30 protein-coding genes are annotated in these 26,221 nt (G+C 70.9%); 2 read left to right on the forward strand and 28 right to left on the reverse strand.

Annotated features, from left to right (window positions below):
* The first annotated feature begins 97 nt into the window (after window positions 1-97).
* Window positions 98-1,612, forward strand: coding sequence for an inositol monophosphatase family protein (locus ACFZDK_RS53870; RefSeq protein ID WP_390986285.1), 1,515 nt, complete (start codon window positions 98-100; stop codon window positions 1,610-1,612).
* A gap of 344 nt (window positions 1,613-1,956) precedes the next feature.
* Here the strand turns inward: ACFZDK_RS53870 and ACFZDK_RS53875 are convergent, their stop codons facing one another.
* The 7 genes from ACFZDK_RS53875 to ACFZDK_RS53905 form a co-directional block, all read right to left on the reverse strand.
* Window positions 1,957-2,862, reverse strand: coding sequence for a hypothetical protein (locus tag ACFZDK_RS53875; protein WP_390986288.1), 906 nt, complete (start codon window positions 2,860-2,862; stop codon window positions 1,957-1,959).
* A gap of 109 nt (window positions 2,863-2,971) precedes the next feature.
* The gene (locus ACFZDK_RS53880; protein WP_390986290.1) at window positions 2,972-3,325 is read right to left on the reverse strand and encodes a hypothetical protein; all 354 of its coding nucleotides are present in this window, start codon (window positions 3,323-3,325) and stop codon (window positions 2,972-2,974) included.
* A 71-nt stretch (window positions 3,326-3,396) separates the two neighbouring features.
* Window positions 3,397-3,579 carry a hypothetical protein gene (locus ACFZDK_RS53885; RefSeq protein WP_390986293.1) on the reverse strand — a complete coding sequence of 61 codons (183 nt, stop codon included), beginning with the start codon at window positions 3,577-3,579 and terminating at the stop codon, window positions 3,397-3,399.
* A complete protein-coding gene (locus ACFZDK_RS53890; protein ID WP_390986296.1) occupies window positions 3,579-4,424 on the reverse strand; it encodes a hypothetical protein in 846 nt (281 codons plus the stop codon). The genes ACFZDK_RS53885 and ACFZDK_RS53890 overlap by 1 nt, the downstream gene beginning before the upstream one ends.
* A gap of 752 nt (window positions 4,425-5,176) precedes the next feature.
* A complete protein-coding gene (locus ACFZDK_RS53895; RefSeq protein WP_390986299.1) occupies window positions 5,177-6,094 on the reverse strand; it encodes a hypothetical protein in 918 nt (305 codons plus the stop codon).
* 138 nt (window positions 6,095-6,232) lie between these two features.
* Complete coding sequence (locus ACFZDK_RS53900; RefSeq protein WP_390986302.1) at window positions 6,233-7,222, reverse strand: IS630 family transposase; 990 nt, start codon at window positions 7,220-7,222, stop codon at window positions 6,233-6,235.
* 115 nt (window positions 7,223-7,337) lie between these two features.
* Window positions 7,338-7,904 (reverse strand): helix-turn-helix domain-containing protein, encoded by a 567-nt coding sequence (locus ACFZDK_RS53905; RefSeq protein WP_390986305.1) that lies wholly within the window; start codon window positions 7,902-7,904, stop codon window positions 7,338-7,340.
* 143 nt (window positions 7,905-8,047) lie between these two features.
* On the opposite strand from ACFZDK_RS53905, the gene ACFZDK_RS53910 reads away from it, so the two are divergent.
* Window positions 8,048-9,037 (forward strand): alpha/beta fold hydrolase, encoded by a 990-nt coding sequence (locus tag ACFZDK_RS53910; RefSeq protein ID WP_390986308.1) that lies wholly within the window; start codon window positions 8,048-8,050, stop codon window positions 9,035-9,037.
* 10 nt (window positions 9,038-9,047) lie between these two features.
* Here the strand turns inward: ACFZDK_RS53910 and ACFZDK_RS53915 are convergent, their stop codons facing one another.
* The 21 genes from ACFZDK_RS53915 to ACFZDK_RS54015 form a co-directional block, all read right to left on the reverse strand.
* A complete protein-coding gene (locus ACFZDK_RS53915) occupies window positions 9,048-9,746 on the reverse strand; it encodes a hypothetical protein (RefSeq protein ID WP_390986310.1) in 699 nt (232 codons plus the stop codon).
* 75 nt (window positions 9,747-9,821) lie between these two features.
* Window positions 9,822-10,343, reverse strand: coding sequence for a single-stranded DNA-binding protein (locus ACFZDK_RS53920; protein ID WP_390986313.1), 522 nt, complete (start codon window positions 10,341-10,343; stop codon window positions 9,822-9,824).
* 130 nt (window positions 10,344-10,473) lie between these two features.
* Window positions 10,474-11,439 carry a hypothetical protein gene (locus ACFZDK_RS53925; protein WP_390986315.1) on the reverse strand — a complete coding sequence of 322 codons (966 nt, stop codon included), beginning with the start codon at window positions 11,437-11,439 and terminating at the stop codon, window positions 10,474-10,476.
* Between the two features lie 50 nt (window positions 11,440-11,489).
* Window positions 11,490-11,780: a hypothetical protein gene (locus ACFZDK_RS53930; protein ID WP_390986318.1), complete on the reverse strand. Its 291-nt coding sequence runs from the start codon at window positions 11,778-11,780 to the stop codon at window positions 11,490-11,492.
* Window positions 11,781-11,844: 64 nt separating this feature from the next.
* Complete coding sequence (locus ACFZDK_RS53935) at window positions 11,845-12,465, reverse strand: cell envelope biogenesis protein OmpA (RefSeq protein ID WP_390986321.1); 621 nt, start codon at window positions 12,463-12,465, stop codon at window positions 11,845-11,847.
* A 99-nt stretch (window positions 12,466-12,564) separates the two neighbouring features.
* Window positions 12,565-12,945: a hypothetical protein gene (locus ACFZDK_RS53940; RefSeq protein WP_390986323.1), complete on the reverse strand. Its 381-nt coding sequence runs from the start codon at window positions 12,943-12,945 to the stop codon at window positions 12,565-12,567.
* Window positions 12,946-13,071: 126 nt separating this feature from the next.
* Window positions 13,072-13,395, reverse strand: a complete 324-nt coding sequence (locus tag ACFZDK_RS53945) for a hypothetical protein (RefSeq protein WP_390986326.1) — start codon at window positions 13,393-13,395, stop codon at window positions 13,072-13,074.
* A 93-nt stretch (window positions 13,396-13,488) separates the two neighbouring features.
* A complete protein-coding gene (locus ACFZDK_RS53950) occupies window positions 13,489-15,045 on the reverse strand; it encodes a ParB N-terminal domain-containing protein (protein ID WP_390986328.1) in 1,557 nt (518 codons plus the stop codon).
* A gap of 428 nt (window positions 15,046-15,473) precedes the next feature.
* Window positions 15,474-16,151, reverse strand: coding sequence for a hypothetical protein (locus ACFZDK_RS53955; protein ID WP_390986330.1), 678 nt, complete (start codon window positions 16,149-16,151; stop codon window positions 15,474-15,476).
* Between the two features lie 43 nt (window positions 16,152-16,194).
* Window positions 16,195-16,365 (reverse strand): hypothetical protein, encoded by a 171-nt coding sequence (locus ACFZDK_RS53960; RefSeq protein WP_390986333.1) that lies wholly within the window; start codon window positions 16,363-16,365, stop codon window positions 16,195-16,197.
* 41 nt (window positions 16,366-16,406) lie between these two features.
* Window positions 16,407-17,321, reverse strand: coding sequence for a hypothetical protein (locus ACFZDK_RS53965; protein ID WP_390986336.1), 915 nt, complete (start codon window positions 17,319-17,321; stop codon window positions 16,407-16,409).
* 147 nt (window positions 17,322-17,468) lie between these two features.
* Window positions 17,469-18,509 (reverse strand): DUF3560 domain-containing protein, encoded by a 1,041-nt coding sequence (locus ACFZDK_RS53970; protein ID WP_390986339.1) that lies wholly within the window; start codon window positions 18,507-18,509, stop codon window positions 17,469-17,471.
* Between the two features lie 103 nt (window positions 18,510-18,612).
* The gene (locus ACFZDK_RS53975; RefSeq protein ID WP_390986341.1) at window positions 18,613-19,776 is read right to left on the reverse strand and encodes a hypothetical protein; all 1,164 of its coding nucleotides are present in this window, start codon (window positions 19,774-19,776) and stop codon (window positions 18,613-18,615) included.
* Between the two features lie 51 nt (window positions 19,777-19,827).
* Entirely contained in the window at window positions 19,828-20,007 is a 180-nt protein-coding gene (locus tag ACFZDK_RS53980) for a hypothetical protein (protein WP_390986344.1), read from the reverse strand.
* Between the two features lie 161 nt (window positions 20,008-20,168).
* Window positions 20,169-21,185, reverse strand: a complete 1,017-nt coding sequence (locus ACFZDK_RS53985) for a hypothetical protein (RefSeq protein WP_390986347.1) — start codon at window positions 21,183-21,185, stop codon at window positions 20,169-20,171.
* A gap of 57 nt (window positions 21,186-21,242) precedes the next feature.
* Window positions 21,243-21,719, reverse strand: coding sequence for a hypothetical protein (locus tag ACFZDK_RS53990; protein WP_390986349.1), 477 nt, complete (start codon window positions 21,717-21,719; stop codon window positions 21,243-21,245).
* Between the two features lie 85 nt (window positions 21,720-21,804).
* Complete coding sequence (locus tag ACFZDK_RS53995; protein ID WP_390986351.1) at window positions 21,805-22,269, reverse strand: hypothetical protein; 465 nt, start codon at window positions 22,267-22,269, stop codon at window positions 21,805-21,807.
* Window positions 22,262-22,954, reverse strand: a complete 693-nt coding sequence (locus tag ACFZDK_RS54000) for a hypothetical protein (protein ID WP_390986354.1) — start codon at window positions 22,952-22,954, stop codon at window positions 22,262-22,264. The genes ACFZDK_RS53995 and ACFZDK_RS54000 overlap by 8 nt, the downstream gene beginning before the upstream one ends.
* A gap of 248 nt (window positions 22,955-23,202) precedes the next feature.
* Window positions 23,203-24,207, reverse strand: coding sequence for a DUF932 domain-containing protein (locus ACFZDK_RS54005; protein ID WP_390986356.1), 1,005 nt, complete (start codon window positions 24,205-24,207; stop codon window positions 23,203-23,205).
* A gap of 295 nt (window positions 24,208-24,502) precedes the next feature.
* Window positions 24,503-25,003 carry a hypothetical protein gene (locus ACFZDK_RS54010; protein WP_390986358.1) on the reverse strand — a complete coding sequence of 167 codons (501 nt, stop codon included), beginning with the start codon at window positions 25,001-25,003 and terminating at the stop codon, window positions 24,503-24,505.
* Between the two features lie 81 nt (window positions 25,004-25,084).
* Complete coding sequence (locus tag ACFZDK_RS54015; protein ID WP_390986361.1) at window positions 25,085-25,432, reverse strand: hypothetical protein; 348 nt, start codon at window positions 25,430-25,432, stop codon at window positions 25,085-25,087.
* Window positions 25,433-26,221: the final 789 nt, after the last annotated feature.

Consider the following 26,221-nt stretch of genomic DNA (forward strand, 5'->3'; position numbering starts at 1 on the left):
CTCTACCGCGAACGCCTCGAAAGCGCCCCCGCACTACCCAACACCCCGAACAAGCCCGCCAGCTGATCGCCTACACCACGACGAGGGACACCATCGCGTGCCGTGGCAGCACTTCACCGAAGCGCTGTGCGTGACGTCCAAGCAGGGCGCCTACCAGAAGGCCCAACGGCTGAAGGCCGAGCAAGTACGTGAGCCGGGTGAGCGCCGCGCCCCCGAAGTCGCCCGTGAACACGCCGATCGCACGGCCGCCGAAGAACGGGCCGAGCGGGCGTTGATCCTCGTGCAGGAACGGCGCTTCCCGGTCGCCCGGCACATCACCCGGCTGCTTCTGGAGCACCGCGACGGCCTGGTCCTGGACAGCTGGGCGACGTACTGGCTGGGTGAACTCGCCGATACGATCGACGACCGCGACGATCCTGCCGCACGCGCGCGGTTCACCAGCTGGTTGGAGAGCTTCGTACGAGCAATCCACAGCCACGCTCGGGAACGCAGCCAGCCCCCCGCCACAACAGAGGACGCTCGCCGCGCCCTCGCGGCGGCCACAGAATTCACCTACCAGGAGAGTCCGGAGATCCCAAACAGGTCCCGCGTTCCCAATCGGGGAATCCACCGCGGCGCGAACGTCAGCGGACACGAGCTGACCGTCCGGACCTCTGACCCGCAACGGGCATTCCGTCGCCTAACGAGCCGCATTTCGACGGTAGCTCGGGCGGGCAGAGTGCAACTCATGCCGGACTCAGCAGACCTGACGTTTGCCCATGACCTTGCCGATCACGCAGCCAGCATCGCTCGCCGACATTGGCGAGCAGACGAGCAAGCAGTACAGATCAAGAGCGATGGAAGCCCGGTCGGCGCCGCTGACCGGGAGATCGAAGAAGCACTACTCCGTCGCATCCACGAGCAGCGCCCCGGCGATGCGATCGTCGGTGAAGAGTCCGGCGCGCACGGTCAGGGCCGTCGCCGCTGGATCATTGACGCCATCGACGGCACGGCCAGCTTCCTGGCCGGGGATCCCGAGTGGAGCACCCTGATCGCGCTGGAGGTCGACGGCCGCATCACCCTGGGCATGGTCTCTGCTCCTGCGCTGGGCCGCCGCTGGTGGGCACTGCCGAGCCACGGTGCGTGGACCGGACCACTACCTGCCCACCCCACCCCCGCCCACCGGCTGAGAATCAGCGAAGGTGGCAACGCTGCCGACTCTGCTCTCGGGATCTGGCCGCCCCCGACCAGGCTGAACAAGGCGCAACGCGTCGTTGCCACGGCACTGGCGGCCCGCACCGCGCGGACCACCCCGGCATTGGACTGGTCCAAGGCGGATTCCACTGCACCTCTTCTCAAGAAGCCGTCCACAGGATCCGGCACCTGCCATGGCGCCCTCCTCGTCGCAACAGGCCAGCTCGACGGCTTCCTCCTGCTGGGAGCCGGTCCGTGGGACATCGCGGCCCTGATCCCGATCGTCGAGGAGGCTGGCGGCGTCTTCAGCGACCTCTCGGGCCAGCAGCGCACCGACACCGGAGCCGCTCTGTTCGCCCGCCCGGGACTCCACGACCAACTCCTCGACATCGCCTCGTCAGCCGCCGCTGCTGTTCCCGAAAGTCGCCACCTTGAATGAGAAAGACAGCCGATGGACATCTCACCCCAACTGGCGAGCCCCAGCTCAGGGGAACCGCCCACTCGCCAGGTCAGCAGAGAACCAACAGCTGACGTTCACTGGGCACGAGCGTCGTTCTCAAGACGCTTGGGACGTGCTTCCCCGAGAGGCTGAGGCAGAAGTAGCAGCAGATTCGTAGCGATGGCCGGTTCCGCGAAGCCGTGCGGCTTCGCGGGGGAGAGGTGGCTGGCCTCTCCATGCCGGCCATCGTGCGGCGTCTGGTCCGCCGGGAGTTCGTCGATCCCTTAAACCAGAGGCCGCGGTCTTACGGTATCCCGCCTGCGACGCGGTTCGGTGCGCCGCGGTCAGGAGGGCGAGGAGCGGCGGGCTGCCAGGTCCTCGAGGCGGGAGCGTTTCCAGCGCTGCTGACGGGGGCGGCCGCTGCTGCCGCGCCGGTACTCGTATCCGTCGGGCTGCTTGAGGTCGGGCAGGAGCCCGTGTCCAAGCGCGCTGATGAGGCTGTCGGCGTTGCTGTATCCCAGGATGCGGGCTGCCTCGGCGGCGCCGACCAGGTCCTCATTCTCGTCCTGGTCGGCCGGCGGCAGCACACCGCGCTTGCGGGCGGCAGCGACGACGGTTGCCCGCCGCCACTTCTTGCGGGCCGGTCCGCGGCTGCCCTCTTCCTTCACCTGGGCGTCCGGCTCGGGCAGTTCGGGGATGCGCCCCTGGTAGAGGGCGCTGGAGAAGGAAGCCGTGCTGCCGTAGCCGAGCAGCGCCGCGACCTCGGCCGTACCGAGCAGCTCGTCGGGGTCGCCGTCCGCCGACACCGCAGGCCGTGCTGCCGCCGGAGCGGAGCTGCGCCGGCCCTTGCCGGGGCGGTCGGTCGCCCAGGACACGACCGTGCCGCGGCGCCACTTCTGGCCGTCGATGTCCTCGTCGGGCTCCGGGAAGTAGCCGGGCCGGTCGCGGAGGTACGCATCGATGGTCGACGTGCGGGTGTACCCGAGAAGCTCGGCTACTTGCCGCTTGGTCAGCAGCTCGTCCTGGTCGGCCTCGAGTACCGCGGCCGGCAGAGCGCGCTTCTTCGGGGCACGCTGCGCGAAGAACGCGGCGACCTCGTTGTAGCGCCAGAACTGCTTGCGGCCCTCGGTGTGCGCGACGGCGGGGAAACCGCTGTCGGGGGTGTTGCTCCACTCGCTGATCCGGGGCCTGCTCGTGCCGAACTCGGACACGATTTGCGCGGTGCCCACGAGCCGGTCGGCGGAAGACATCAGGTCCCCTTGGAAGAGTCAGCGCGGCGGTGCCGGCACCCGGACGAGTGCGACATGTTCGATAATGCCAAAGGAGGTGGTTTGCTGTCCAGCCCGACGCCAAATCCGTCTACAGCAGGTCCTCGCCCAGCAGGCACACACCGAAGCGCGCCGCATGCTCCTCCAGCTCCGTGTAGGCCATTGCGGACGGTGTGGCATCCCACGTGACGAAAGCGAGGGCGGAGACCGCCTCCTTGCGCGTCATCCCCTCCTCCCACGGCACGTCCGCAGCGGTGCACCACTCGGCGACCTGGACGTCGGACAGGCTCGCCGTTTCCCGCTCCACACCGGCCTGGACGTCGGCGACGCCCTCGCACCAGGCGCGATGGCCGCTGGACAGCAGGTCGTGCAGCGTGTCCGGGTCGCTCACACGGTGGGCCTGGGCGACGAGATCGAGCAGCAGGGTTGTGGGGTTCATCTCCATGGTCATCTCCTTCTCCACTGTAGGGCGCCTGCCGCGCCGCGGGCTTCGGCTGGCGCGGCAGACGGTGGTCATCAGCTGTGAACGGTGCAGCCGTCGCACAGAGCGCGGCCGCGAATGCGAGCCAGTTCGGGTTCCTTGCGGGGCTCCCTCTGCAGCGCCGCCCGTACCTGCATCGTGAGGGCGGTGAACTCCGGACCGTCGTCCGGGCAGACGACGCCGGGGTCGGGCGCCCCGCACTGCTCGGCGTGCCGCATCAGGTCGCCGATGCGCCAGTCCGCTCGGAAGCTGTCGCCCCGCACTCGCTCGACCTCGGCGTACAGGTCGGCCAGCCGCGGCCGCCGGCCGACGGAGAGCAGCACATCGCGCTTGGAGGCGAAGACGCACAACGAGCAGGAGCACCGGGAGGTACCGGACCAGTCGCCGGCACCGGGCACGGATCGTACGTCCAGGAGTACGGAACCGGAGCGTCGACGTGCCACTCCTTGACGGCGGCGGTTGACCAGTCCTTGACGGGCAGCCACTCGTCCACCACCCGCGCCCCGTTGACCTGCACCGTACGGAAGGCCGGGCGGTTCCTGCGGTCGCGGCCCTCGTCGCTGCGCAAGCCCATGACCTTTAAGATCCGCACCGGTCGGCCGAGCTCGCGCTTGCGGCGGTCGACGATCGGCGTCCAGGCGGCGGAGACCACGCTCTCCTTGGCGCTCTTGCGGCAGTACGGGCTGCCCTTGCGCGGGAACCGCCCGTACGCCGCGATTTCGGTGAGCAGACTGTGGGGCATCCGGGTCCCGTCCGGGCCCGGCATCGTGCGGGTGACCTCCAAGTGCCGGTCGGCGGGCACCCCGAACGCGGCGCTCTGCAGGGCGGCGAGCTCGGACACCCCTGGGTAGCGGATGCCGTCGAAGATGACGGACGGCCACTCCAGGACACCCAGGCTGGAGTGGTACGAGATCACCCGGTCGGAGACGCCGGCGGAGTCGGCGGCTTCCATGAACACGGCCATCATGACCGCGCTGTCCTTTCCGCCGGACAGCTGCGGGGCGAGCAGATCGTACGAGGTCAGGTCGGGCGTGGTGGACGAGCTGGTGGGACGCGAAGGCATGTCAACTCCAGTGAGACGAGAAGCAGTCGGAACTCAGGGGGGCGGTGCCGCTGTAGGTCAGGCGGGCGATGGTTCGGGGTCGGGCTGCTTGGGATAGGGCCGAAGTGCGGGGAGGCCGAGCTCGATCTCCTCCCGCTCGCGGCGGGTTCGGCCGAGCCGGAACACGAAGCGGTGCGCGCCGCGGTGCCGGACGTTGCGGGCTCCGACCGCGGCCAGGGCCTCGCGCAGCCAGAGGGCGGGGTCGCAGCCGGGCTGCGACCGCGGGGCTCCGATCGCGACGAGCTGGGCGGCGGCGTACTGGTGACCCTGCTCCCGGCGGCGGATCTTCTGTGCGGTCCGGTCAGTAGCGCGCGAGTTCCAGGAATCTGGGCGGCCCTTGGCCGCGAACCTGCGTGCAAGTCGCGGTTTCGCTGTCTTGTCGGAACGGGTTCCGGATCCTACGGATGCGCTTCGCGGCCGGCCTGGGCGCGATTCGGCTGACGGTTCCCGCGGCCAACGGCCGGAGGGGTGCGCAGCCGTAGGCGCTCGCCCTGGGGCCCGAACATACTGGCGTCGGCGCTTCAGGGTGATGGTGGTGGGAGGTCGAGAGAGGCTGCTTCCCGCGAGGAATCCGTTGAGGAGGTCGCGGCCCATGCGGGCTTCGGTGGGGTCGTCTCCCTGCGCCGGCATCTCTCGGCGGCGGTCGGCGCCTCCCCGACCGCCGACCGGTGGGCCTGACGGGCACCCTGCCGCTGGTCTGACGGTCGCGGGTCTCAGGCGTCGATGCGTACCCAGGTACGGCCGGCTCGGAGCCATAGGGTTCCGTCGCGGCCCTGGCCGCACTTCATGACCACCCGCCCGGGCACCCGCACTCGCTCCTGGCCGATGGCGACGCACACGTCGCCGACCAGCTCCGCGCGGGTCACGGTGGTGCTGCGCTTGTAGTGGTCGCGGCTGCTCAGAACCACCCGCGTGCCGCGCACTGCGATTCCGTCCGGGGTCTTTACCGGGCTGCGATAGCTCGCGACTTCGCCGGTGGAGGGTGTGATCCGGGTGAGGAAGGTTCCTTTGGGGCTGTACCAGACCAGCCACACCGACTCGCCTTCCGTGGCGGCCGTGCAACCCTCCAGTGGCCAGTCGGGAAGTCTCCCCTCCGGTGCCCACGTCGCGACACCGCGAGTGTTCCAGCCCGCCAGGCCGGCCCCGGACTCCGGGTGGTTACCGTAGATGCCCTCGTCACCGTAGGCGGTCCAGATGCCTCCGCTGCGGTCAGTGACCAGGGCCGGGATGTCGTCACCGATGCAGAAGGCACCCTCTGGCAGGCCCTCGGGGGAGTACACGACGGCGTTCTTCCACCAGGTTCCCTCCGGGTCCCGGTGGGTACGGCCCGACGCAAGCAGGAACCGGGAGCCTGGCAGTAGAGCCAGGTGGCTGGGCCGCATGTCGATCCCTTCGACCGGGATACGCCGCTGCCCGTGCCCGGAGGCGATGACCAGCTCTCCGTCGAACGGCGTTTCGGCACGCCATCCGATCCACCCGCGGGGATACTTGTCGCGGCTCAGGTAGCGTCGCTGGACCAACATCACGGCGAGTTCGCCGGCCGGTCCCACGGTCCACCACAGCGCACGCCACCCCGCCTGGACGTCCTCGGGGGACAGCCTCCACGCGACGGGCAGCTCGTCGATCGTCATGGGGATTCACCTTCGGGACTCCGGGGCCTACGCCATCCGAAGATCGCCACGTTACAGGTCGGGGCGATCCCCACTACCCGTCGGGGAAGCGAAAACCGGCCCTTCGCGCCGCCCCATGCGATGACCGGCGTCAGCTCGTCAGGGTGATGGGTCGTGGAGAGCCAGACCGGTGCCGGCTATGAAGCCGTCGAGGGTGTGGGGGCGGTACTGGAGGCACTTGAGCCTGTTGCGGACAAGTACTTCGAGGCGGTCGAGGGCCATGACGGCTAGGTTGGCGAGGCTGCGCTTGACGTGTGCCCGTACCCATTCGACGGGGTTGAGGTCGGGTGAGTAGGCGGGCAGCAGGAACACCGTCAGCCATGCCCGCTCGGCGACGAGTTCCCGCATCCTGCGAGAGACGTGGGTGTTCAGGCGGTCCCAGACCGGCACGATCGGCGCTCTGACCAGCTGATGGACGCCGTCGATCAGCGCGATGAAGTCCTGCTCGCCCATGCTGCGACGTGTGACTTTGCCCGCAGGGTGGGTCCGTAGACGGTGACACAGCCGGGTCCTGGAACCCGGCCGCATCGCGATCAGCCCGGCCACCGACAGCCGTCCCGAACGCCGGCCACTCATGGTGACGACTGGAGTCACCCCGCGTCGGCCCCAGGTCCGTCCCCGGGGCGGCCTGCGGGTGAAGCCGGCTTCGTCCTCGAAGCAGATGTAGCCCCCGCACGCCGCCCAGGCCCTTTTACACGCGGCGACTGCCTGCTCGTCGCGCTCGGCAACCCGCCGTGCCGGAACCTGAGGACTGAAGCCGAGCCGGTGCATCAGCCTGGTGGTTCCGGAGACGCTGTAGGAGACGTGGAATTTCCTGCCGATTAGCGTGGCCACCCGCGACGCGGTCCACACCTGGTCCTCCACCCAGCCGTGCGCGGCCGGACCCTGCTCCAGATACCCCGCCAACTTCTCCAGAGACCGCGGGGACAGGCGGCACCGTGATCCGCTCGGACCGCGGGACGCCAGCGCCTGACTACCACCGTCCCGCCACAACTGGTGCCACTGATAAGCCGACTTCACGCTCACGCGCAGTCGCCGTGCAACTTCCGATGGTTTGATCATCTGCTCGAACAGCTCGGCCGCCTGCATCCGTACCGTCTCCCGACGCCAGCGTGCCGTCGGCGTCAGCCCGCCCCCATCCGCATATCTCACACACCACGGATACAGCCGCCCACCCACACCCGTTGGGGGACTTCGCAGAGATTCACCCCGACGAGCTGAGGTCAGTAATCAGGTACTCAACAGGCCCGCCGGAGCCGGCGTTCACCACCCCATGCGGGGTGCGGGTGTCGAACTCGGCAACTTCCCCGGCAGTCAGGACGAGGTCTTGGTCGCCGAGCGCGAGCCACAGCCGCCCGTACAGGACGCACAGCCACTCGTAGCCGTCGTGCGAGACCTGCCGCGGCCGCGTGGGCGGCTCCTCCACGGCGGGCAGGACGTGCTTGTGGGTGTGCAGACCGCCGACGTACCGGGTCAGCGGCAGCACCGCCTTGTCGTCGCCGTAACGCTGAGGCGCCGAGGTGCGGGGACCGGCCGCGGGAGGGGGTGCGGTGCCGGCCAGCTCGTCCAGGGAGACGCCGTACTCCTTCGACAGTTGCAGCACCACCTCCAGGGTGGGCTTGCGCCGGCCGGTCTCGATCCGCGACAGCGTGCTCGGGGAGATGCCTGTCGCGCAGCTGACGCCGGTGAGCGTGACGCCGCGCTGCTCGCGCGCGGCCCGCAGCCGGGTGCCCATCGCCGCCAACGTGTCGGCCACATCGCCGCCCGTCACCCTTCCTACCCCTTCCGAACGCGTCGCTCCATCGCCCTGTCCTGCAAGTTTGCCAGAATGGCAAGGGTAATCGCGTCGGACGGTGGCTGCGTCGCATGATCGATGGGTACCTACGTCCACCCGCGAACCCAGGAGAAGCTCCCATGCAGTCCGAGCCGTCCGCCGAACTCCGCCACCGCACCGTTGAGGCTCCGGCCGGGCGCCTGCACCTGGTCGAGCAGGGTGCTGGCCCGCTGGTCCTGCTCGTGCACGGCTTTCCCGAGTCCTGGTACTCCTGGCGCCGCCAGGTCCCGGCCCTCGCCGCGGCCGGTTACCGGGCGGTGGCGATCGACGTGCGGGGCTACGGCCGTTCCTCCAAGCCGGAGGCGACCGGCGCCTACCGGATGCTCGGCCTGGTGGAGGACAACGTTGCCGTCGTGCGCGCCCTCGGCGAGGAGAACGCGGTGGTCGTCGGCCACGACTGGGGCTCCAACATTGCCTCCGCCTCCGCCCTGCTCCACCCCGAGGTCTTCCGCGCCGTCGGCCTGCTGAGCGTCCCCTACGCGCCGCCCGGCGGCCCCCGCCCCACCGACATCTTCGGCCAGATCGGCGGCCCCGAGCAGGAGTTCTACGTCTCCTACTTCCAGAAGCCCGGCCGCGCCGAGGCGGAGATCGAGCCCGACGTCCGGGGTTGGCTCGCGGGCTTCTACGCGGCCCTGTCCGCCGACACCATGCCCGCCCAGGGCGAACCCGACCCGCACTTCGTTGCCCGCGCCGGCGGCCGGCTGCGCGACCGCTTCCCCACGGGGGTCCTCCCGGTCTGGCTGAGCAAGGACGACCTCGACGTCTACGCCGGGGAGTTCGAGCGCACAGGGATCACCGGCGCACTCAACCGCTACCGCAACATGGACCGAGACTGGGAAGACCTCGCCCCGCACCGCGGAACCCCGATCAAGCAGCCCGCCCTGTTCATCGGCGGCGCCCTGGACGCCTCCACCACCTGGATGGCCGACGCCATCGACGCCTACCCCACCACCCTCCCCGCCCTGACCGCCTCCCATCTCCTGGACGGCTGCGGCCACTGGATCCAGCAGGAACGCCCCGACGAGGTCAACCGCCTGCTGACCGACTGGCTCGCCACCCTCCAGGGCTGAACCAGGCGGGCTACTTGGGCAGCTTGGCGGTTCGTTCGGGGTGGGCGGCGGTGACGTAGCGCATGGCGGTCTGCTCGGTGATGCCGAACAGCCGCATCAGCCTGAGCGGGTCGGCGCTTTCGGCTGCTTCGTTGAGGATGCGGTCTTGTCTCAGGCCGCTCAGTGTCAGCCCGCGGGGAAGGGCTCCGCTCAGGGTGCCGATGCTGACGGCCGGATGGTCGGGGTCGACCGCGCTCTTCTGACCGACCAGCAGGTGGGGGTTGGACGAGGCCGGCCAGCGGTGGTGGCGGTAGGTCGTCCAGTCGGCGGCGAGCTGGTGGGTGAGCCCCTCCAGGTACAGAGTGTGCCGCAGCAGACCGCGCCGGACTTCGAGGGTGCCCCGGGAGAGATCCAGGCCCGTGGTGTGCAGGGTCTGGATCTCCTTGCCGGGCAGAGCATGGACGGCGGCGAGGGCCACAACGAGGCGGCCGAGCGGTGTGGTCGCCTGGTCGAGCAGTCCCACCAGGAGGTCGGAGGGGATGGACTTCGGGACGCCCTTGATGTCGCCGACCGGGAGGTCCCGGGCGGGGTTGCCGAAGATCACGCGTTCACGCTTCAGCGCGCGGAAGAGGCTGCGCATGGCCGTGGCCAGCCCACGGCGGGCGTAGCCGGTCACCCCATCCACGGCGTTCTTCACCTGGTCCTTGGTGATCTCCCTCAACGAGGTCACGCCGGCGGTCGTGGTCCAGGCGGTGAGGGCGGGCTGGAGGTTGCTGAGGTAGCGGCGGATGCCGGGCGGCTGCCGTCAGCGGCCGGTGCGGCTGGGCGCGGTGACCGCGTCCCAGGAGCGGTGCGTCGGCGACTGCCACCAGTCGTCAGCCGGCGCTGCGGTGGGAGCGGCGGCCGGTCGGGGTTCGGCGCGGGGCGTGGGCTCGGGGGCGGTGGTCGCACGCGGTGCCGGGGCGGGCGCGCGTCCGGCGAGGACGGCGGGCAGGGTGTCGTCGATGTAGGCGACGTGGCGGGCGAGGTCCACGCCGACCTGGGCGGAGTCGAGGTGGAGCAGGCCTGCGCGCAGGGCCAGGTGTCCGGTGGCGATCACGTGCACGGTGTCGGTGAGGCACTCGGCGGCGTGCCGGGCGAGCGGTCCGGTGACGGTGCAGATGACCGGGACCGGTTCGCTGTCGCGCCACTGCCCTTGGGCGTGGTCGAACTCGCGCGGGACCTGCATCACAGTGAACCGGGCGGCGGGCGTGCCGCGTTCGGTGTGGCGCAGCTGCACGGTCCCGTACACGCGGCCGCGGATGACAGCGGTGGTCTCTCCGCTCATGGAGGCGCTCCTTGATGTGACGAAAGTCTGGCGGTCATTCAGACAAGTTCCATAATACCTATCTCGTTGGAATCTCATCCCCCTTTTTCTCCACCGTGGGGACACCCGCCCCGTAGAGGCCGGCCTCGGCCTACAGCTCGCGCCCCGCCTCAACTTCGCTGACAGGCTGGGGGGTTCGGCAGGGCCCGGGCCCCTCGCAGCAGGTTGCCGCAGCCGGGTTGTCCCACTGGCAGGCGGGGCAGCGCCACAGGACGCCAGCGGCCAGAGCCGCCGCGACGATGGGCTCCTTCGGGATCCGCACGGCGTCGGCCGCGCTCAGCAGCGCGTCCAGCAGCGGCGGCCTGGGCGCGCCCTCCGCGTTGCTGTCATCGAGCACGATCGTGTCCTCGACCTTCACCCGCAGCGGCACCGTGCCATCGGACCTCACGAGGTGGTCCGGGGCGCTGTCGAGGTGGACGGACACGCGAACGGCGCCGACCTGGGGGTCGAGGTAGGCGAAGACCAGGACGCCGTCGACCTCCAGGCAGGGCGGAGCGCCGTGGATCGCTGGGTGGAAGACGGCGGCGTGGCTGGCGCGCTCGCAGGCGGCGGCGTCGGGGAACTGGAAGACGAACGGCACGATCCGTGGGCGGCCTCGCCTGCTGATGGCGGCGGCGCCCAGCGAGTAGCCCTCGTCGGGGAGGTTGTCGCGGTCGGGCCCGTAGTAGAGGTCCACGGCCGCACGGTCGTCGGAGGGCGGCTCGTCGGGGGCGGTGTCGTCGCCCAGGAGGTTCTCCCAGTTTCCGCGCGCGTGCCGCGCGAGTTCGGCCAGCGCGCAGTCCTCGTCGGTGAACAGGGCGATGCCGTCGCCGTGCCGGTCCCAGCGGCGCAGCACCCAGGCCTGACCTGGCGGGCGCGGCGGAATGTGCGCGACGGCCGGAGCCGGGGCGGTGAAGTCGAACTGCTCCAGCCATTCGTCAAGGATGCCGACGACGTCCGCGCCGGGCCATTCGCCCGCGCGCTCCTCCAGATCGGTCAGCTGCCTGTGCAGCGCGACGACGGCCGTACCCACAGGGGTGGTCCGGTCGACAGTGGTCTTCGGCTTGGGGGCGGTCATGGTGGTTCATCTCCGTTCGTAGGTGGCGGAGCGGTGGGCCCGCCTCGGGCTCAGAACTCGCCGAGAATGCGCAGGCTGACGTGCCAGCGCTCGGGGCCGGCCTGGTGCTCGGCGGTAGCGGTCGCCTGGCGGAGGTCGTCCTCGTAGCTGTGGTTGATCCACGCCAGGACGCGCAATTCCGCCTCGGCCGGGCTGGAGGCGTCGATCGCGAACAAGGTCGTGGCGGAGGACCACCCTTCATCCGGCCGCTCGAAGACCGTGTCGCCGATGCGCTGGGCGTGCCAGGCGGTCTCCGGGGCGGCGGGAACGGGCGGAAGGGTGACGGGGTACGTGGTGGGCATCCAACTTCCCTTCGGGATCTCGCGGATGGGGCGGGCGTGCCGGGCCGCGCGCGGGCCGTACGGGCTAGGGGCTCTCCGGTCCCAGGACGGCACGCAGCAGGTCGAGCAGGGCGGCGTGGTCGGCGGGAAGGACGGCCTCACGCAGAACGCGGCGGCGCAGGAGGGGCACGTTCAGGCTGATCCTGGCCGGGACGTCGGGCGCGTCCTGGCGGAACACCAGCTCGTAGTGCCGGGCGGCGATCATCCATGCCTCGTACCGGTCGGGGGGCCGTCCGCTGCGGGCGGCGTGCCCCTCGTCCGGAGTCAGCTCGGGGCACGGGCAGGACGGGTCGGGGCAGGGGCGGCCCGCAGGATGGGAGGCGAGCACCGGGCGGGAGCGGTAGTGGCTGGCGGTGCCGTTGAGCATCGGGCAGTTCGCCGCGGTGTAGGGCTGGCATTCCGGGTGGAGCGCGGGTTCGGGGGAGTAGCCCTGTTGCTGGTCGGCGGGGCGGACGATGACGAAGAACCGCTCTTCAAGCGGCTGTGCGCAGATCTGGCACAGGCGCTGGAGGAAGGCATGCCGGGTACGGTCGGCGTCGAGGCTGCCGAATACGGCGTGCCCGTTGTGGATCAGGGAGACATACGGCACGACCAGTCCGCCGGCCAGCGGCCGGGCGAGGCAGCGCACCGGGATCGCGCGGCTCATCGAAGTCACGCTCCGTTCGGGACTGTTGCGGGCGGGTGCGGGTGCGGGTGCGGGGCCGGGGGCAGCGCTCGCGCGCTGCCCCCGGATCTCCGGGGCGTTTTAGGAGTCGGCCGGGGTGTCGGCGAGCTCGATGCACGAGGCCGGGACCTTCGCGAGCCGGTAGCGCTTCTCGTCCTTGGCGATGCGGAACCGGGCGCCGTTGTTCGGGTCCAGTCGCAGCCGCTCGGTGGAGGCTTCGTTCAGCAGGAAATCGAAGCGGGTGCCCGTGCGGTTGGGCTGCTGGACGGTGCCGGTCAGCAGGCGCAGGCAGGCCGGGCGGATCGTGGCAGTGATCCGCCCGGTGCGGCCGGGCGTGATGACCGGGCGTTGGCCGGCGTTCAGTTGGAGCAGCCGGTTTGTGGCTGCCTCCTGGACGACGGCCACGGACACTACGTCGGGCAGTTCGCGGATGAAGGCGCGGACCTCGGCAAGGGTGGGCATGGGAGTGTCCCTTCTCCTGTTGCGTGGGATGGGCCGGGGCGTCTGTCACGCCCGGCGGGAACCGGTGCCTGAAGGCGGGCCGGGGGCGGGCACCGGCTGTCGCGGTGCCCGCCGGGTGCACGGCGGTCAGCTGAGCGGGTAGAGCACCAGTGCGGCGACGGCGTTCTTGGGGACCTGCGGGTAGAGCTTGCGCAGTCGGGTGTCCCGGGCGAGTTCGCTTTCCAGCGGGTAGACCTCGCCGCGCAGCTCGTCGCCTTCAGGGGCGTAGCGGGCGTGCGCGAATGTGCTGAACGGTGAGAAGCCGTTGCCCTCGGGGTCGGTGGAGAGCACGACCAGGGTGGCGCCCGGAAGGCCTGCCCAGTTGTTGCCGACCAGACGGCGCAGCACATCAAGGGTGAGCGGCTGGTCTCGCTGACTCGGGGTGGGTTCCGCAGGACCGGACGTGGACATGGAGGACTCCGGATGGTGGCGAGCGAGCGTGGGTTGGGGGGCCGGGCACCGTCGGTGCCCGGCCGTCCTGCGCGTGCTGACTGGCCTTGCGGCTCAGGCGCCGTCGCCGTCGGAGTCGGCGGCGGCGTCCGCGCCCCGGTGGGCGGCGACGGCCTGCTCCTCGACCTCCGACAGCCGGTAGGAGCCCTTGTCTTCCTGGCCGAGCTTCTCCAGGAGCAGCAGGTAGGCGGCCTGCTGGGAGGTGAGGTCCTCCCACAGGAAGCGGACCTGCATCCGGGCGTCGTTCCAGCCCTTCGGGTCGCGCATGTCGCGCTCGAAGGCGGCGGCCACGTGCGCGAACAGCACCTGCGGCAGCCGGGCCTTGGAGAGAGTGACCAGCTCCGACATGCGCACCCGCTCGAACGGCTTCTCGGGCAGCTTCACGCCGAGCAGCGCCGCGACGTCCTCGGCGTCCTGCCGACCGGCCCACTTGCCGTAGAAGCGGGGCAGGTCCAGCAGCACCGAGGCGGCGAACCGCCAGGCCTCCTCCGGCAGGGTCTTGCTGGAGCGCGCCAGCCGGGAGACGAACTCCTGCCGTGGACCGGCCGCCGCCTTCCAGGCCCGGTTGCACGCGGTGGTGCGGGCCCGCTCGGCGGCCTTCTCCTCGTCCTCGGCCGTCTTCTCCGGCTTCGGCTTCGGGCGCACCTTGTGCCCGTGCTCGGCCGGGTCGGCGCAGTACCAGACCGGCTGGTGCTCCTCGTCGAGCCGGGCGCTGTGGCCGGGGCAGCCCTTGTGGTTGGCCTCGTCGAGGGGCCTGCCCAGCGGGGTGGTCAGCTCCGACAGCGCCCGGGCGGTCTCCTTCTCCCCGTACGCCGTGTGCGCGGGCAGCAGGGGGATGTCCGCCTTCTCCAGCGCCGCGACGGCCTCCTTGAGGACGGTGCGGTCGTCCTGCTCGGCCTTGAGAAGCGCGAGTTCCTGGTCCCAGTGGCCGCGCCCGCCGCCGTCCTCCGCCTCGTCGCGGGCCAGCGCCCGCAACAGGCGGTCCTGTGCGCGGGGCACGTCCTCGACCTCGGCGAGCTGGGCGATCTGTTCGAGGTCCATGCCCCCGGCGGAGGCCTTGCGCAAGGTGGCGTCGTCGAGCCGCTGTGCGCGGCCGAGCTGCTTGCCGGTGCCGCGCTTGAGGCCCAGGGCACGCGCGGCCTGCTTCTGCTCGACCTCGTCCATCCCGATCAGCGACAGTTCGGCGGCCTTCAGGGTGTCCTTGGGGGACATGCCCTGGCGCTGGTGATTCTCGATCAGGGACAGGAACCGCGTCCAGGCGTCCCGGCCGACCAGGTCGGCGCGCACGTACGCCTTGATCTGCCGCTTCTCGTGGCCCTCCGACTCGGCGGCGGCGTTGGCGATCTGCGCGGCCTGGGTGCGCCGCCAGCCCTTGAACGCCCCGTACGTGCCGTCCTCACGGGGGCGGACGCTGACCGGGTCCTGGACCCCGACGGCCTTGACGGAGTTGATCAGGTCGTTGTCGGGCTCGGTGTCGTGCTCGCGGGCGTTGCAGTCGTCGCGCACGATCGTGTCCGGGTCGAGCAGGACGGCGGTCAGGTTCGCCTCGTCGGCGTCGGCCGGGGCGGTCTCGGCCGTCTGGTCGCTCATGGACTCGGTGGCTGTGGCCATGGCTGGCCTCCTTGTGCTGGGTTGACGGACTTTCAGCGGTGCCGGAGGGAGCCACCCTCTCGACATGTGCCATAATACCGTTAACGGCGGGTGGGGCAACTGAATTTCTCGCCGCTGCCCCACCCGTAAACACGCAGGTCAGGACGTCCGGCGGCGGCGGGCCGCGTGGACGGAGCAGGCGTACACAGCGCGCCTTCCGCCCTCGATGCGGGGGATGGACGTCACCTGCTCGGTGCAGGGCACGCCGCAGTCGACGCACCGGCGGTCGTCATCGGGCTCGGGGGCCGGCGGGGGCGGAGCGGATCGGCGCATGGCGGAGCCTCTTTCGTCGTCGGGAAGGGGCGCCTGCGTCTACGCGGGTTCGCCGCTGGTGGCTGCACGGCGGTGTTGCTTGGCCATCTCGCGGGGGCCCAGCTGCGAGGGGACGGTCACGCTCCAGCCGCAGGAGCAGCGGGCCACCGTGGTGGCGTCGTACACCTGACCGCCCTTGCGCTCCCGGCCCTGCCCGGTCCGGCCCCGGTCCAGCGGCCGGTCAGTGGCCGGTGCCAGCCGGACGGTTCCCCGGTGCTGGTCAGGTGGAGGGCCTCGGGGGCGCACAGCAGCCGCAGGCCTGCGTCCGCCGCGGCGGCGACCTTCCAGTGATCCCACTCGGAGCCCTCCAGTCGGCCGGTGAGCTCCGTGCCGGTGGTGCCGCGCAGCTCGATCCTGCCGTCCGGCCAGATGCGCGCGGTGGCGCCGGGCATGCTCCAGTCGGCGGAGCCGTCGGTCTGGCGGGGGATGCCGTTGCGGTGGTCGGGTGTCATCCGCGCGAGCAGCCGGACCGAGGACATGGCGGCGGACGGGTGCCGGTGGTCGGCCGTGTGCGGCGCGGCCTCGGCGATGGCGGCCAGCCAGGCCGGGGCGAGCGGGTACGCGTCGGGGTGCAGGGTGAGCAGCGCGGCGCGGTCCTGGCCGTTGGCGGAGTGTACGGCGGCGCGTACGAAGTCCGAGGACCGGGCGTACCTCCGTACGAACACCGGCCCGTGCCCGGTGGTGAACCAGGCCTGCTGGCGGTCGGCGAGCGTGGACAGGTCGGCGGTGTCCAGCGGGGTGTCTGCCTGGGGCACGGCGGTGGTCCTTTCGTGTGCGGGATCTCGCGTGGCGGCGGTGTCAGCGGTGGGGGCACCGGTCGGCGAAGTGCCAGGTGAAGGTGCGTCCCGAGGTCATCCCGTGGATGGGGCAGCCGGGGGACAGGTCGAAGCCGCCGCAGCGCAGGAGCGTGCAGATGCAGCGCGGGTCGGCGTCCAGGTGGGCGTGTTCGGGTTCGGGCTCGGGGAACACCGGGGTCTCCTCGGTCTCGGTCGGGCTGGGAGGGGCGGTGCTCAGTCCTGGACGGGGCCCTTGCCCTGGTTCTCGGCCCGCCACTGCGTCAGCTGGCGGACGCATGCCGCGCTGTCGGTGAGGCAGTCGTCAGCCGTGTCGGAGGAGGGATGGCGGACCGTGTCGACCGTTTCGCCCTCCGGGTCGTACAGGCGGGCCGACCACCCTCCGCCGCGGCTGCCGTGGTCTTCCGGCGCGTGCTCGGCGGAGCCCCCGTCATCGATCTGGATCCTCCAGCCCTCGACCAGGGGGACGAGTACGGCGGTGCTGCCGGGACCGGGCGCGCTGGTGAGGCTGCACCCCTGGAAGGCGGCGAGTTCCAGCGCGCGGATCAGGATCTCGCCCGCGCGGGCGGGGATGTCCCGGGCGGCCACCGGCGGGGCGTCGAGTCGCTCGCGCAGGGTGGTGACCAGCTTCAGCGCGGCCGTGGTTGCGGCCGACGCCCGTACGCCGTCGGGGCCGTCGGCGAGCTGGGCGTGCAACTCGGCGAGGACGGCGGGGGCCGTGGAGGCGCCGGGCAGGTGGTCGACGATGTTGGTGTGGAGCAGGAAGAGCCGTGCTGCCCAGTGCCGGGCGGGGCTCTCCGGGGTGGTGTCCGGGGCCTGCTGGCAGGTCAGGTCGTAGGCCCGGGTGATGCCGTCGCGAGTGAGGGTCCGCAGGGTGCGGGCGGCGGAGACGATGCGCGCGGGGTCGGCGAGCGGGAAGAGGTCGCGCTGGTCGGTGGCGTGGGCCTGGTGGAGGACTCCGTCCCACAACACGGTCAGTTCTGCGGCGCGTTCGGCCCGGTGGGCGAGCCGGGCGATGCGCAGGGGGTCGCTCTGGGTGTTTCGCGCGAGGGCGGCGCCGGCCTCGCGCTGGAGCGTGTAGGCGTGCTGGGCGTGGGTGGTGAGCAGCGCGGCCGCGTTGTACAGGTCCACGGGGGGAGTCTCCTCGCTCGCTTCGGTGTGGCATGTTCCATAATACGTTATCTGGGGTGGGGCAACTGGATTTCCCAGCGCTGCCCCACCCTCAACGGCGCAGGCCAGGGCGGCAGATGGCGGCCCGCGCGCAGGAAACCGGCGCGCTCAGGCGTCGCGCGGGCCCGGTCCGCTCGCGGCGGTGGGCCCGCCCGGCTGCGCCTTCTCCGCCTCCGCCAGCAGCGCCCGCATCTCCTCGGCGCTGACACGGCCGGTCACCTTGTCGTAGGGGAGCTTTCCGTTGAACGAGTACTTCCGGTTGGCCTGAGAGATGACCGGTCCTGCCTCGGGCCCGCCGGGCACGGTGACCGTCTTCTTGTTGACCTTCAAGACCTCCAGCAGGCGGCTCCCGGAGCGCACGAAGTCACCCGCCTTGAAGTCGCCCGGCCCCCACAGCTTCACGCCCTCGGCCTCGGCCTCCGCGATGATCCGCTCCCAGTGGCCGATCTCGTCGCACAGGTCGGCGTGGTCGGCGTCGAGCCGGACGAGTGCCTCCACCAGAACCTCAAGGGCGATCCCACCCGTGCTCGCCTCCTCGACCGTCCGGGCCTGCAGGCGCTCGACACCACGCCGGTCGGCCTTCAGGCGCTCCAGGCGGCGCAGCGTCACCCCCGGATTCGTCCTGTGCTGCTCGTAGTGCTCGGCCGTGTCGGCGCGGCCCGCCAGGCGGTCGGCCTCCCGCTGCTCCTCGGCGCTCTGGCCGAACAGGCGGTGTGCGCGGTCCAGGTCGCGCATGTGCCGGTTGGCCGAGTAGTGATCCACCTTGACCGGCTCTCCCGCGTACCCGCGCGTGATCTGGCGCCCGCGCTCCCACTTCGCGTCCGACGACGCCTGCAGGCGCTCGGCTCGCGCGCCGAAGTTCCCGGCGCGCCCGGCCGCCCGCTCGGTGCGGTCCTCCTCGGCCTCGGCGAAGGCCCGGCGCTGGGTCTCGTCGATCTCGACCGTCACCCGGTGGCCGGCCGAACGCAGCGCGTCGGCCGCCTGGTTGATCCGGTACCGGTCCGCGCGGCGGTCGCGGGAGCCGCGCAGGTAGATCCCGATCGCAGGGGAGGCCCGGAAGCGGAACGGCTGGAGCAGCTGCAGCACCCCGTCACCCGCCACGGAGCCGGACACAAGGGTTCCCCCGGCTCGGGTGTGGGTGATGGTCATGGGGGCCTTCGACGCCACCGCCCTCTTTCATGTTCCATAATACTTAATGCCGGGGGTGGGGCAACCGATTTTCGCGGCGCTGCCCCACCCTGAAAAATGCAGGTCAGGACCCTGCCGGTAGGTCCGTGAACGTGACCTCGATGCCGTCCAGCCTGACGTCCACCGTTCGCCCCGGACCGGTCAGGAGCCGCGCGTAGTCCTTCATGTCCTCGTCGTAGCGCTCGACTTCGTATTCGGGGACTTCCGGGCGGGCCCCGGGCCGGATCACCCCCCAGGGCTCCAGCAGCCGCGCCACCATGGCGGTCCGCACCCCCGCGCTGGGGTAGATGTGAAATCCCGGTGTCTGCGTGTAGTCGACGTCGACCAGGCCGTAGGGCATGTGCCCGGCGGTGGCCAACTTTAGGGCCACGGACCGCCATTCCTCCTCTTCGACCAGGTCGTCCGACAGTCCCGGCAGCTCCAGGGATGCGACGGCGGCGTGCTGGGCCGCGTCCGCCTCGTTGTTTGCGCTGTCGGCGATCCCCTGGGCCCGCTCCTGGTCGGAGTATGTGCGCAGGCGGATGCCGGTGAACTCGTCGACGAGATCCCACCCTTCTTTCCAGGGGAGGGCGGGGGCGATCCGGAACCGTTTGCCGGGTTGCCCGGCCGGGGGCTCGGCGAAGAACACGTAGCTGTTGTTGTACTGCTCCGATGTCGCCAGTCCGGCCCGGCGCAGGGCGTCGGCCAGGAACGGTGCCACGGCGCGTGAGGGCCCGTAGATCCCTCGCCACGAGGCGATGCCGCACATGGTGGTCAGCCCCAGCGTGCGGTGTACCGGGGCCACGGAGATCGTCACCGGGCCTCGGGGCTGGCCGGGGAATGCGGACACGGCGGCCTCGGCGCGCTGGAGCGTGGCCGGCTGCGGGGCGGTGACCGTGCGCAGCTCCGCCAGGGCGGCGGTGTGCGCGGTGAGCAGCCGCCGCCGGATGTGTGCGGCCGTGTGCCGGGTGGCGGCCTTGGCCGGGGTTTCGCTGGGCCGGGGGTGGGGCTGGGCGGTGACCGTGATCGGCTTGACCTCGATGCCGTGCGCGGCTGCCTGCTCGGGCAGAACCGCGGTGACGGTGATCCGGGTCCGGGTGCGGTTGGCCGTGAGTTCCAGGGCGCGGCCGTCGGCGTAGATGATCCGCACGCGGCCGGTGCCGCTGTCCTTCTCCGCGTGGTTGGCGCCGAGTTGCTCGGCAACCGTCCGCGCGAGCAGCTCAAGGCTTTCGGGGGTGGTCGGTTCCATGGTGGGTCTCCCTTGGTGCAGGGGGCGGGTGGGTGAGTGGGGGCGGTGCGCTTACGGCGCGGGGGGCCTGGAGTTGCGGTGGGTGTCGTGGCGCTCGGCGTCGGCGCGGGCGTCGGCGGCGGTGTATCCGGTGTCGCACCAGGCGTGGCAGAGCTGCCCCGGCGGTGCGTGACAGGTCTCGCACCGCTCTTCGAAGTCCTCGGGGCGGAACGGCGGCGGTGGGCTGCTCATGTCGGCGCGTCCGTGATGCCCTCGGCGCGGCCCAGCTGGGCGCAGCGTTCCGGGGTGGCGTGGGTGAACGATGCCACGGGTTGTCTCTCCTCGTGATCAGGAGCGGGCGGGGCCGGGGCGGTCTGGCGTGCAGGCCACCCCGGGGGCGCGGGTGTGTCGGCCTACGGGCGGGTGAGTTCGCGGTGGATGCGGCCGCTGGTCTCGCGCGCTTCCCTGCGGGCCTGGTCGGCTGCTGCCTGCGGGCTGACGGCGTGGACGACCTCGACGCTGCCGAAAGCCTCCTCGGCGTCTTCCTGGTGCTGCTCGTGAGCGTCGTCTCGTTCGCCCGGATCGGCGGGAGCCTCCTCCACGTGCCAGATGTCGACGTCGCCCCCGCCCGCCCACTGACCGACCACGAAGTACGCGCGCTCTTCGCTCTCCGGCGCGGCAGCGGGTCGGGTCAACCCCTTGTATTCCGACCGGAACAGCGTCAGACGGCGGCTCTCCTCGTCGGCTGCGCGCCTGCTGGTCTCGGCCCACTTCGGCAGGTAGTCGGCGCGGTGAGCCAGGCTCTCGCGGCCCGGGACCAGCAGCAGCGCGAGCACCGGGTGCGGGCGGTCGGCGAACCAGCGGGCCAGCGTCCACCAGGCGGCGAGACTGCGGGCGGCCTGGACACGGTGGGCTGCGGCCTCCTCCAGCCACCGTGCCTGTGCCCGTTCCGCGTGGGAGATCATCGCGTCCAGCCACGTGAGCAGTTGGGGGGTGTCGTGGCGACGGGCCGCGTGCTGGAGGCTGGGGAAGTCGCTGCGGGCGGCGTAGTCGCTGGCGCACGCACGCAGTACGGCGGTCAGGGTCTGGCTGGCCTGTGCGGGCGCGGGCCGGTCGTTGGTGTCGGTCAGGTCGCGTTCCAGCCATCCCCAGGGCACGTCGGCGGAGTGGGCCAGCACCCGGACCTGGTTGCCCTGGTAGGCGCGGCCACGGATGCGCACCAGCGGCTCGGCGGGCCACTCCCGCGCGCTGGCCGATCCGATGGTGGCCCGGACGGCGTCGAACCGGTCCCACCGGGCGGGGCTGCTGGTCGCGGTCACGTGGACGGTTCCGCTGGCGGCACCGGTGAGGCGGTAGCGCACGGCTCCTGCGGGGTCCGCCTCGGACGGCACGGCACGAACGGTGCCGGACGGGGTGGCCATGGTGATCACAGAGCGTCTCCTCACGGGGGCGTACAGAAGGAAGGGGGGAAGGCAGGGCCGGTGACTTCAGCCGGTGATGGACGGGTCCGGCAGGAAGGGCGCGGGGTACGCGAGGGCGGCGGGTACGGCGGCCTGCACGACGGCGGCCCTCATGGCGTGCAGCCATCCGCGCTCGATCCGCCACCCGCACACGACCGGGCCCGGGCCCTGCTCGGTCTGCACAACCAGGGTGGCCAGGACGGTGCAGCTGCCCTCCAGGGCGGCCGTCACGGCGGCCTCGACGGCGGTGAACTCGTCCGGGTCGGCGTCCAGGTGCCACGCGGGGGCGGTCGTCACCGTGACGGTGACGCTGGTCACGGCGTACCGGCCGTCGACGTCCAAGGCGGCGTAGTGCAGGTGGTGACGTCCGGCACCCAGGGCGGTGAAGAGCTGGGCGAACGCCTGGTGCGCGCGGTCGCGGGCGGCGGTGATCGCTTCGTCTCCGGGGTAGGGCAGGGTACGGCGGTCGGCGCGGGAGGGCTGGTCGAGGTGCGGGCTCGTCACGGTGACTCCAGCGGGGCGACGGGTGGGGGCCGGCTACGCGCGGCGGGCGGGGAAATCCCGCGCCCTGTCGCGCGCGGGACTCGGGTCAGATGACGGGGCGGCGGCGGGCCTGCTCGTCCAGGCGGTGTACGTCGGGCGCGGGCTCCCGGAAGTGGCACCACGTGCGCCCAAGGAAGTCCTCAGCGGTGTAGAAGTGCACGGTCCGGGCCCCGTCGCTTCCGCCAAAGGTGGTGTAGGCGGCGGCGTACCAGTAACCGTCGATGTTGAACGGAACGGCGTCCTCGGGCCACTCGTGCGGGATCGGGGTCAGGTGGGACCGGCGGGCGTGGTGCAGGCGGTCATCCGTGGTGAGGTCGACCGCCACGAAGTGGTCCCGCTCCATCGGCTGCCGCTCGCCGAAATCCTCGTCCTGCTCCCAACAGGCTCGGCAGCGGCCGAACCACGTGCACGGAAGGAGGTACAGGGTGCGGCCGTGCATCTCGGGGACGGTGCCGTGGTAGGTGACACGGCTGCCGATGAACAACCGGGGGACGGGCGCGGGTTCAGGCATGAGCGGCCTGCCAGGCCTTCGTGTTCCACTCGCGGGTCAGTTCGTCGGCGTACGCGACGTCGCGCGCGGCCTCGGCGTCCAGCGCGGCCACGATCCGGACGGTGCATCGGATCTGGTTCGCGCGGCGCTGGGCGGCGGCGGTCTGCTCCTGGCACTCGGCCTCCTCCTCCGGCAGGCTGTGCACGAGAAGGATCCGTTCGTCGCTGGTGAAGATCACGAGGTAGCGGCGGAAGTCTTCGATCCGCGACGGGCGGGCCGGGCCGGTGGTGGTGTCGGCCAGCGTGGCGCGGGCCTCGTCCAGCAGCTTCGCCACTTCCTCGCTGGCCTTCACGCCCCTGGTGCGCTGGTGGGGGTTGCGGCCGTAGTAGACGCGGGCCTTGTCACGCACGGGGGCGAACTCCACCGGGGCGTAGATGCTGATCATCCGGCGGGCGTAGTTGTCGCGCTGGTTCTGCTCGGCCTGGGCGGCGCGGGCGGTGTCGGTGACCTTGCCCTGCGTCCAGCCCAGCGCGGTAGCCGCGCACGACGTGCCGTAGTAGGCGACGTCTTCGGGGGTGCCGTCCTCGTTCCCGTCGGCGTCGAGCGGCATGAGCGCGACGGTGCGCTTGAGTCCGCGGCGGCCGCAGCACCCGCACGTGTCGTAGTCGTCGACGATTCCTTTGATCTTCCACTTCGCGATGGGCATGGATGGCCTTCCGTGGGGCGGTGGGTGGGCGGTGGGCGCCGCGTTGATGGGCGTCCGTCGGCGCGGCCTGGGAACGGGGACGGCGTGTTCCTGGCGCGCGGCTGCTCCGCAGACGCGACGCACTGCCGCTACGCGGCAGGGGCCGGCGGGCAGCGCTCCGCGCTCGGGGGCGGCGGCCGGTGCTGGCCGGTGGGGCCGGGTGGGCACCCCGGTGGGGGAGTTGGGGTGCCCACCCGGCGGTCAGGGGGTCAGACCGTGGTGAGGGCGAACGCCTTCTCCATCAGGTCGTTGGCCGCTCCGCTGATGACCCGCTCGGCGCGGGCTGCGGCCTTGGCGGCGTCGGTGGCACCCCGGGCCGGGGCGACGTGGTTGGCGTACTCGGTGAGCGCGTTGTATCCGGCCCACCGCGTGCCCCGGATACCGGCCTGGGTGTCGGCGTGCTCGAACAGGTTCGAGATGGCTCCCCACCGCTGGCGCTGGTTGGTCTTGGTGCGGGCATGGTCGTTGTCCTTGACCGGCCACAGTTCGTCCACCACGGACTTCAGCTCACTGAGCGTCATCTCGGCTTCGATCATGCGCTGGGCGGCCTGCTCGAACTCCTCGGCGTAGCGAAACGTCAGCCCGAGGGCGGAACGGGCCTGCGCGATGCGGGCTTTGGCTCCGGCGGTGTGCCGCACGACGAACGAGGAACGGGCCCCGTGGATGGCCGCGCGCATGGTGTTCGCGCATACCACCCGGACCGGCGTCACCACGATCCGGAAGGCGCTGCCTCCGTCGTGGCTGTTGAATGCCGCGATGTAGAGATCGACGTTGTCGTCCTGGCCGATCGTGAGCCCCTGCGGCATCTTCATGGTGAGGAACACCTGACGGCCGTCCTTGAGCGATCCGGCGGTCTCGAAGTGTGCGCCGGACTCGTCGGCCAGAAGGTTGAGGAACTCGGCGTGCTCCTCGTTCTGAACGGGGTGGTAGTCGCTGCCGACCACGCCGAGCGTCTGGGTGCGGCCGGTCTTCGGGTGGGTCCGCGCGGTCGCGAAGTGCTGCGGTACGTCCAGCGGCATGGTTCCGTCGGCCGTGATCTCGGTCGCGGTCAGGGGGAGGAGTCGCACCCTCCAGTCGGACAGAGACGCGAGGCTCATGGCCTCCTCGGCGGTCATCGCGCCGTCGGTGACGGTGCCGAGCTTGTGCCAGGCGCTCGTGTTGGCGGAGGCGAAAGCGGCGGTCCCGTCGGTGAACTGCTCGATCTCGTGGGCCACTTGGGGCTTCCCTTCTGGTGACGAACTTTCGGCGTGTCCGGCAGGGGGCCAACCCTGCCGAACGAGTTCCATAATACCTATCTCGGGGGGTGGGGCAACCGATTAAATCTCCGGCCACCCCACCCCCGGGGCGGCTACCAGTCCCCGTCGAACGCTTCGGGCTTCTCGTAGGCCTCGTGAACCGCCCACGCTTCACCCGGGGTCAGGATGCCGCACTCGGGCAGAGACATGCGCTCCTCGACCCTTCGGTCCCGGACGCACGCCATGCGCCCGTTCTCGCAGACGTGACAGTTGCTCACAGGGAATCCCTCTGCCAGTGCTGAGACAGCGCCGTGACGCTCCACGCGTGGACTCCGGTCAGCGCGGTGACAAAGGCGCCGTCCTTGTACTCGCTGAGGCGGTAGAGCGTGGACTCTCGCCCTCGGCGGTCCAGTTCGCGCTCAATGCGTGTCACCCAGTAGCGGCCGTGGCAGCGCTCCTGCGACCCGTGGTAGCTGACCAACTGCCCAAGGCTGGGGCCGCTGTCGGTGTGCATGGCGGCGAACAGACCGGTGAGGGCTGTAGCGAACGTGTGGGGCGGCAACGGCACATCGGCCAGTGCGGGCCCGGTGTGCCCGGTCCGCACGCCAGAGATCCATCCGACCTCGAAGAGGGAGCGGGCCGCCTCGCGCACGCTGTGCGGGAAACCGGTGTTCGCGGGGAGCTGCTCAAGGGCGGCCCGGAAGGCGGCCCGCATCTGCTCTCGCTCGCCCTCGGTCGCGGGAACGGCGCGGTGGGCGGGCTCGATGTTCGTCATGCTCACAGTGATTGTCCCTTCGGTTGTGTAGGCGCTGGGGCTGTCCGGGGGCCCGGTAGACCGGACCCCCGGAATTGCCTGCTACTTCAGTCCGCGCGTCCGCAGAAATTCACTGATGCGGAATGCGATGGCTCGCACCGAAAGGGATGAGCCTCGGAACGTCCCGAGAATGCGGGGCCCGGTGTCGCTGTCGTGGATGATGTGGAACTCGAATCCCTGGGCAACCGGCAGGAGAATCCGGATGGGACCGGCCGTGGTCTCGAACCGAATTGACGTTGTCTTCTCGTCCTGGTTGTGCTCGATGACGGCGTCCCGGAGGAGTTCAGGGCGTGGGAGGAAGTTCGCGATACGGCGGGCCTTTTCGGCCTGAGGGGTTGTGATCTCGTCCGCGCTGGGAGACACCTTGCCTTCGCTGATGACGATCTCCACGCTTACGCCTTTCTGTTGACGAACGTTCGGCGGTGCCGGTTGGGGGCCAACCCTTCCGACATGTTCCATAATACAGCATTCTGGATCTGTTGCACTACCCCACGCGCGAACCCCTGCACGATCTCTTGCGCTATCTCCTGTCCTCAACCGGCGGCCGGCCTCTCCAACATCCCAGGTCAGGGGGCTTCTTGTGCGTGGTCGGGGGAGCTGACATCCCCTCTGCTGCCGCTCTCCCTGCCCGGATGAGAAGAAAGGTGGTGGCCGGGCTGGGGTGGCGCGGCGGGTTCGGGGATTGGGGCGGGGGTTTGTGGTTGCGCGTCGGCGGGGCCTCCGCGCTGGGGGCGCTGGCGGGCCTGGACCGTGGAGCGCTCTGCCGGAGGCAGCCCAACCCCCCCACCTCCTGACCCTTCAACCGGCAACCAGGTCCCGGAGGGGCCTGGTTGCTCTTCTCTCGTATTCCGTGGTTTGCTTTTTCCCACGGAATACAATTCAACTCTTCCTGCTTTTCAGGGAATCGGAGATTCCCCTCAACCTCCACCTCGGAAAGGCGCCATGACGAACCGTCAATCGGATCCCCAACTCACCACCCAACTCCCCACCCCCACTATCAATATCAGCACCCCGTATTTGTGCCGGAGGCACAAACCATCTGCCCGCTTTTCGTGCCGGAGGCACGCAGGGTTATGGAATGGCCGGAGGCCAATTCAATAACCCACCGCCGGAGGCGGGCTTTTCGCGCGGGGACGCGCGAAACGAGCGAAGCGAGTATTCGGCTGCCGGAGGCAGAGC

Source organism: Streptomyces sp. NPDC007901 (assembly GCF_042959465.1).
In the GTDB taxonomy this organism is placed as follows: Bacteria; Actinomycetota; Actinomycetes; order Streptomycetales; family Streptomycetaceae; genus Streptomyces.

Coding starts and splice junctions, on each gene's coding strand:
- ACFZDK_RS53875 (WP_390986288.1), bottom strand. CDS start 2,862: ATGTCTTCCGCCGACCGGCTCGTGGGCACCGCGCAAATCGTGTCCGAG.
- ACFZDK_RS53880 (WP_390986290.1), bottom strand. CDS start 3,325: ATGGAGATGAACCCCACAACCCTGCTGCTCGATCTCGTCGCCCAGGCC.
- ACFZDK_RS53885 (WP_390986293.1), bottom strand. CDS start 3,579: ATGCGGCACGCCGAGCAGTGCGGGGCGCCCGACCCCGGCGTCGTCTGC.
- ACFZDK_RS53890 (WP_390986296.1), bottom strand. CDS start 4,424: ATGCCTTCGCGTCCCACCAGCTCGTCCACCACGCCCGACCTGACCTCG.
- ACFZDK_RS53895 (WP_390986299.1), bottom strand. CDS start 6,094: ATGACGATCGACGAGCTGCCCGTCGCGTGGAGGCTGTCCCCCGAGGAC.
- ACFZDK_RS53900 (WP_390986302.1), bottom strand. CDS start 7,222: ATGCAGGCGGCCGAGCTGTTCGAGCAGATGATCAAACCATCGGAAGTT.
- ACFZDK_RS53910 (WP_390986308.1), top strand. CDS start 8,048: ATGCAGTCCGAGCCGTCCGCCGAACTCCGCCACCGCACCGTTGAGGCT.
- ACFZDK_RS53920 (WP_390986313.1), bottom strand. CDS start 10,343: ATGAGCGGAGAGACCACCGCTGTCATCCGCGGCCGCGTGTACGGGACC.
- ACFZDK_RS53925 (WP_390986315.1), bottom strand. CDS start 11,439: ATGACCGCCCCCAAGCCGAAGACCACTGTCGACCGGACCACCCCTGTG.
- ACFZDK_RS53930 (WP_390986318.1), bottom strand. CDS start 11,780: ATGCCCACCACGTACCCCGTCACCCTTCCGCCCGTTCCCGCCGCCCCG.
- ACFZDK_RS53935 (WP_390986321.1), bottom strand. CDS start 12,465: ATGAGCCGCGCGATCCCGGTGCGCTGCCTCGCCCGGCCGCTGGCCGGC.
- ACFZDK_RS53940 (WP_390986323.1), bottom strand. CDS start 12,945: ATGCCCACCCTTGCCGAGGTCCGCGCCTTCATCCGCGAACTGCCCGAC.
- ACFZDK_RS53945 (WP_390986326.1), bottom strand. CDS start 13,395: ATGTCCACGTCCGGTCCTGCGGAACCCACCCCGAGTCAGCGAGACCAG.
- ACFZDK_RS53950 (WP_390986328.1), bottom strand. CDS start 15,045: ATGGCCACAGCCACCGAGTCCATGAGCGACCAGACGGCCGAGACCGCC.
- ACFZDK_RS53970 (WP_390986339.1), bottom strand. CDS start 18,509: ATGACCATCACCCACACCCGAGCCGGGGGAACCCTTGTGTCCGGCTCC.
- ACFZDK_RS53975 (WP_390986341.1), bottom strand. CDS start 19,776: ATGGAACCGACCACCCCCGAAAGCCTTGAGCTGCTCGCGCGGACGGTT.
- ACFZDK_RS53980 (WP_390986344.1), bottom strand. CDS start 20,007: ATGAGCAGCCCACCGCCGCCGTTCCGCCCCGAGGACTTCGAAGAGCGG.
- ACFZDK_RS53995 (WP_390986351.1), bottom strand. CDS start 22,269: ATGCCTGAACCCGCGCCCGTCCCCCGGTTGTTCATCGGCAGCCGTGTC.
- ACFZDK_RS54000 (WP_390986354.1), bottom strand. CDS start 22,954: ATGCCCATCGCGAAGTGGAAGATCAAAGGAATCGTCGACGACTACGAC.
- ACFZDK_RS54010 (WP_390986358.1), bottom strand. CDS start 25,003: ATGACGAACATCGAGCCCGCCCACCGCGCCGTTCCCGCGACCGAGGGC.